Here is a 4457-nt window from a genome sequence, read left to right as displayed (position 1 = left end):
GGAGGAGGATGGTGACGCTGGGGGCGTCGGACGTGATGTCGATCGAGGTGCCGACCAGGGCCTCGTCGGGTGAAGCGCAGGGATACCAGTTGTTCGCGTCGATGCGGTAGGCCCAGTATTGCCGCAGCGCCACGAGGCCGGAGCCCCCGGAGAGACCGAGGATGAAAAAGGTGTCGCCGGTGCTTATGCCGTGGGCGGCATAGGAGAGTCTATTGTTGCTGGCGGTGCCGGTGGCTCCGAACAGAGTCCGGGCGATGATGCGGCCAAGCCAGGCGATCGGGTCGTTGTAAAGCAGCACCGGTGGGATGTCCGCGCCGGTGGTGATGCCGGTGGTGACAGTCTGAGCGTAGAACTTCGCCGTGACCCTGATGGTGCAATCCTTGCTCCCATTAGCGAGGCGGAGGCCGAGTTTCTGCAGGGCGATATGCGTCAGCACATCGCTGGCGCCGGGGAGGGCATCAGTGGGGATGGTGAACGCCGTGCCAGAGGGGACCGACACGACCTTGGTCATGGCAACGATGCGGTCGCCGTTGTAGAGGGCCACGTGATCGCCGACGGCGGCGCCGTGCGCGGCGGCCGTCGTGATGGCCCGGGTGCTGATGGCGACCGTCTGGGCGGCGACGAACTCGAGGGGGCCCGTGCTGGTGGCGGCGCCGAGCTGGGCGGTGCGGCTGGAGGTGACGATCGTCGGGTCGGTGTTGACGAGCGAAAGAATCTGGACGGAAACACCAGCCCACGAGATGTAGACGCCATAGGTCCATTTCGAAATGTGGAAGTTCGCGGAGTTGGCCGTGCTGCCGGAGAACGCCGTGCTCATGGCATCGGCGATGGTGGAAGCGGCGTCATCCAGGTAGAAACTGACGGTGCCGGTGTTGAGCGTGACCGTGACCTGCTGGTGTCCGATGAGGGACTGGGAGTTGAACGGGTTGAGGTAGGTGGTCGCCGGCACGGCGAGCGCCGTGACGCCACTGCGGCTGAAAAACAACGTGGAGGTGTCGGGCTCGAACGAGGCCGCATAAACGTTGCTGGTGCCGCCCGGGAGCCAGATATCATGCAGCAGCGGCCGGTTAAAGACGGTGCTGTCGTAGGTGACCTTGACGGAAGGGATCGTGGCATAGATCCGCTGCCACTTTTCCGAGCCAAGGTTATTCCGCACCCGCTTGGTTTCTTCCACGAGGTAAGCATTCGACCACAGGGGATGCGGCGTGAGCGGAGCCATCGGCCGATAGACGCCGACCGCGGCCTTCCAGGTCTCGGTTACGGTGAGCGTGTCGAGGTCGCCCAGCTGCTGAAACGGCCAATCGGGGACCGGGGCGCCAATGCTGCGGGGCGCGCCGAGCCAGCCGTCATTGTAACCGATGGGAACTGCAGGGTTGGCGGGCATCAGCGATTGCCGAAGGCGATCTTGTCGCCGACAGAGCGCAGGTTGGCCGAGACGGAATCGAGGGCGGAAAGGGTGGCGGAATTGTCGAACGCGCCCGTCGGAATGCGGTCGCGGATGGTTTGCTCGAGCTTGTCGATTTTCTGATTGGTCTGCTCGGCCGCGGTGGTCAGGCCGGAGATATTTTTCAACCGCTCGACGTCGGTGGCGCCGTAGTTTTTATCGATGAAGCCCTGACCGAAAGCGCCGAGGTCGCGGGAGTAATTGCTGCGGAGCGCCAGCTCGGCCTTCACCCGGGCCAGCTCCTGCTCGAGGAGGAATTGCTGGGGGGACTTGTATCCTCCGGGGCCAAACTCAACGCCGAGAACGGTCTGGTCCTGCTGGCGCTGATTGAAGAGTGAGCGGTTGAGGTTGGTCTGCAGCGCCTGTAGCTGCCCCTGGTCGAGCTGCTCGGCGGCTTTGCCCTTGCGATCGATACCGTAGACGGCGCCGAGCTGCTTGATGGAGTCAACGAAGCGGTCGATGTTGTCGGACCATTGCTTCTGGCCATCGTCCCAGGCGACGGCACCGTCCATCAATTTCTCGCCGACAGTCAGGCCGGCGATGCGAAGTTTTTCAGCGGCGATGCCGGCGGCGTCGACGGCCGACTTCTGGAAATCCTTGCCGGCATCGGTCAGCTTTTTGGCTTCCTTGCCGAGATCCACGTGGTTGAGCGCGGTAACCACCTTCTGCTGATCGGCGATGACCTTGTCCCAGTAATCGGCGACGTCCTTGGCAAAGGTCGCGGGCTTGGTCGTGGCGATCGCGCGGGACATGATGACGCCGATGTCCTCGCCGGCGGACTTGAGCGACTCGATGTTCGCGACGTTGATCTGGAATTTATTCGGCAGGATCTTGTTGATCCAGCCGGCGGCGGTGGCGACGGCGTCGAGCAGGCCGTCGCGGAACTTATTGGCCACGCCGATAAAGATGCTGGAGTAGACGTTCCAGACAAAGCTGCCGGCCTCGTGAAACCCGTCGACGATCTTGGCCCCGAATACGCCGACGAGCTTGAGCAGCTGCAGGCCGAGCAGCTGGAGGCCCTCGGTCGTGCGGAAATTGACGATGATGTTGCCCATGCCCACGACCGCCTTTTTCTTGAAGTCATCGATGGCGTCGCCGGCGCGATCGAGCGCGACAACGGTCTCGGCGCTCAGCACCTGGCCGGCCTTGATGGCTTCGGCTGTGACCTTGGGCAGGCCGATCTCGCCGAGCTCGCGGAGGGACTCCATCATCTTTGGGCCGACTTTTTCGCCGAAGATTCCAGTCACGGCGTTGTAGGCGACATTCTTGTCGGTCGCCTCATTGAGGGCCTTCCCGATCGCCTCATACTGCTGGTCGAGCGGCAGCTGGATGAACTTCGCGGCGTTGATACCCAGGGCCGTCAGGGCCTCGAGTTGCTTGGTATCACCGTCGGCGGCCTTGATGCCGGCGGCGCGGGTCTTTTCAAGGCCCTTGGTCAGCTCCTCCTGGGAAACGCCGTTGCGCTTGTGCTGGGCCTCGAGCGCCTGCAGCGACTCGACGTTGATGCCGAGGTTTTGCGAGGTGTCGGACAGGTGGCCGCCGAGCTCGATCGCGCTTTTGCTCAGGGCGATCACGGCGCCGACGGCCACACCGGAGACGATGCCCGCCCAGCTGTTAATGGCCGAGCGCGTCTCGGCCATCGTCTGCTTGAGGTCGGCGCGGAAGCCCGCGCTGTCCATGCCGAAGATCGCCTTGAGGGAGGTTTCCATGGTTATTCTCCCGTTGCGCCGTGCTCGGCGCCCGGGATCTGTCCGAGGTTCTCGCCTTCCGGCCGTCCACCGGCGGCCGAAGGAGTCGGCGAAACCTCGGCAGAAGGCTCTAGCGCTGCCGCGATCAACGCGGCCTCGGTGGAGTCGATCAGCTCCTGGCGGGGATTCTGCTCGTGCATGATGGCGCGCAGCCACTGGACGAGCTCGACGAGCGGCCAGTCGAGGATCTCGTCGGCAGTCAGCTGGGGATGCCGGCCCTTGATCGTGTTGAGGACGAAGGCGGTGAAGCTGCAGGGCAGCGGGGCGGCGGAGCCGGAGTCGTCGCCGGCGGGCCAGTCGGTGTGGGCGCGGGCATAGAGCGCGCGGGCCTCGGCGAGGGCGGTAGCAAGGCGGAGTGCGGTGGTGGGTGGGCGACCGAACGTGACGAGCCATGCGCCGGCCGAGAAAAGGCGGGCGAGGATCCAGCAGACTCCGGCCCGCACCGTTCCGGTGCGTCGAACACCGTTGCCCGCCGCAGCGGTCCCGGTGTATGTCCGGGCCGTCGCCCGGCATAGTTTGCCGGCAAACACCAGGAAGGCGCCAAGCCGCGGCCAGGCCGGCGTCAGGCGCCAGCGCAGGCGGGCGATAATGAGCCGGCGGCGCAGGCCCGCGAACTGGCCGAAGGCGGGATGGTGGATCCAGACGAAGATGGCCAGATCCTCGAAGCGGCCACGGCGCAGGTCGCACTCGAAGGCGGCGAGCCGCTCGATGGAACGCAGCGACACCGGCCGGAGACGGAAGCCGGCGACGGTCGGCACGTAGCGGATGAAAGCGGAGCTGCGGTGACGCGCGAGGTGCGCGCGGTGCTCGGCCAGCTCGGGGATGCTAAGCGGCACCGCCTGGGGCAGCGAGGCGAGGATGTCGGCCTTGCTCCGGCGGGGCGGTTCCTCAGCAGCTGTAGCGGGTGGCCGCGGCACACCGTTGCCGGCGGCTACCGGCCCGGTGTATGTCCCGAAAACTCTGCCATCCGCCTGCGGGGCGTCACCCTTGTCGGAACGAACTGGCAGATTTTCTGGCATATTTGAAAAAACGCCCGCCCGATTGCGCGGGCGGGCGTGAGCACACAGCAGGGAAAAGGGATTTTATTCGGGGTAGATCGGATCCACCGGGTCGTTGTAGAGCTTGCGGATGTCGGCGTTCCACACCTGGAGGCCGCCGGTCGAGAAGGAGAAATCGCAAGCGATGATGATCCAGACGTCGTTCTTGAATGCGAAGGGCAGGAAGCGGAGCGTCTCGAGGTCGGGCATGCCGCGGCGGTTCATGAT

At 65.0% G+C, this 4457-nt stretch carries 4 protein-coding genes; all 4 read right to left on the bottom strand.

Annotation, left to right across the window (positions count from 1 at the left end; translation table 11 throughout):
- On the bottom strand, positions 1-1384 hold a 1384-nt coding region (locus JWQ89_RS17230; protein WP_299642976.1), incomplete at its 3' end, for a hypothetical protein.
- Entirely contained in the window at positions 1384-3153 is a 1770-nt protein-coding gene (locus JWQ89_RS17225; RefSeq protein WP_299642975.1) for a hypothetical protein, read from the bottom strand. The genes JWQ89_RS17230 and JWQ89_RS17225, both read right to left, overlap by 1 nt.
- Positions 3154-3155: 2 nt before the next feature.
- The gene (locus JWQ89_RS17220; RefSeq protein ID WP_299642973.1) at positions 3156-4211 is read right to left on the bottom strand and encodes a hypothetical protein; all 1056 of its coding nucleotides are present in this window, start codon (positions 4209-4211) and stop codon (positions 3156-3158) included.
- A 63-nt stretch (positions 4212-4274) separates the two neighbouring features.
- Positions 4275-4457 (bottom strand): hypothetical protein (locus tag JWQ89_RS17215; RefSeq protein ID WP_299642971.1); only part of this gene is annotated, 183 nt, incomplete at its 5' end.

Source organism: Devosia sp., assembly GCF_028290645.1.
GTDB lineage: Bacteria > Pseudomonadota > Alphaproteobacteria > Rhizobiales > Devosiaceae > Devosia_A.
This window is presented reverse-complemented; position numbering and strand designations above follow the sequence as displayed.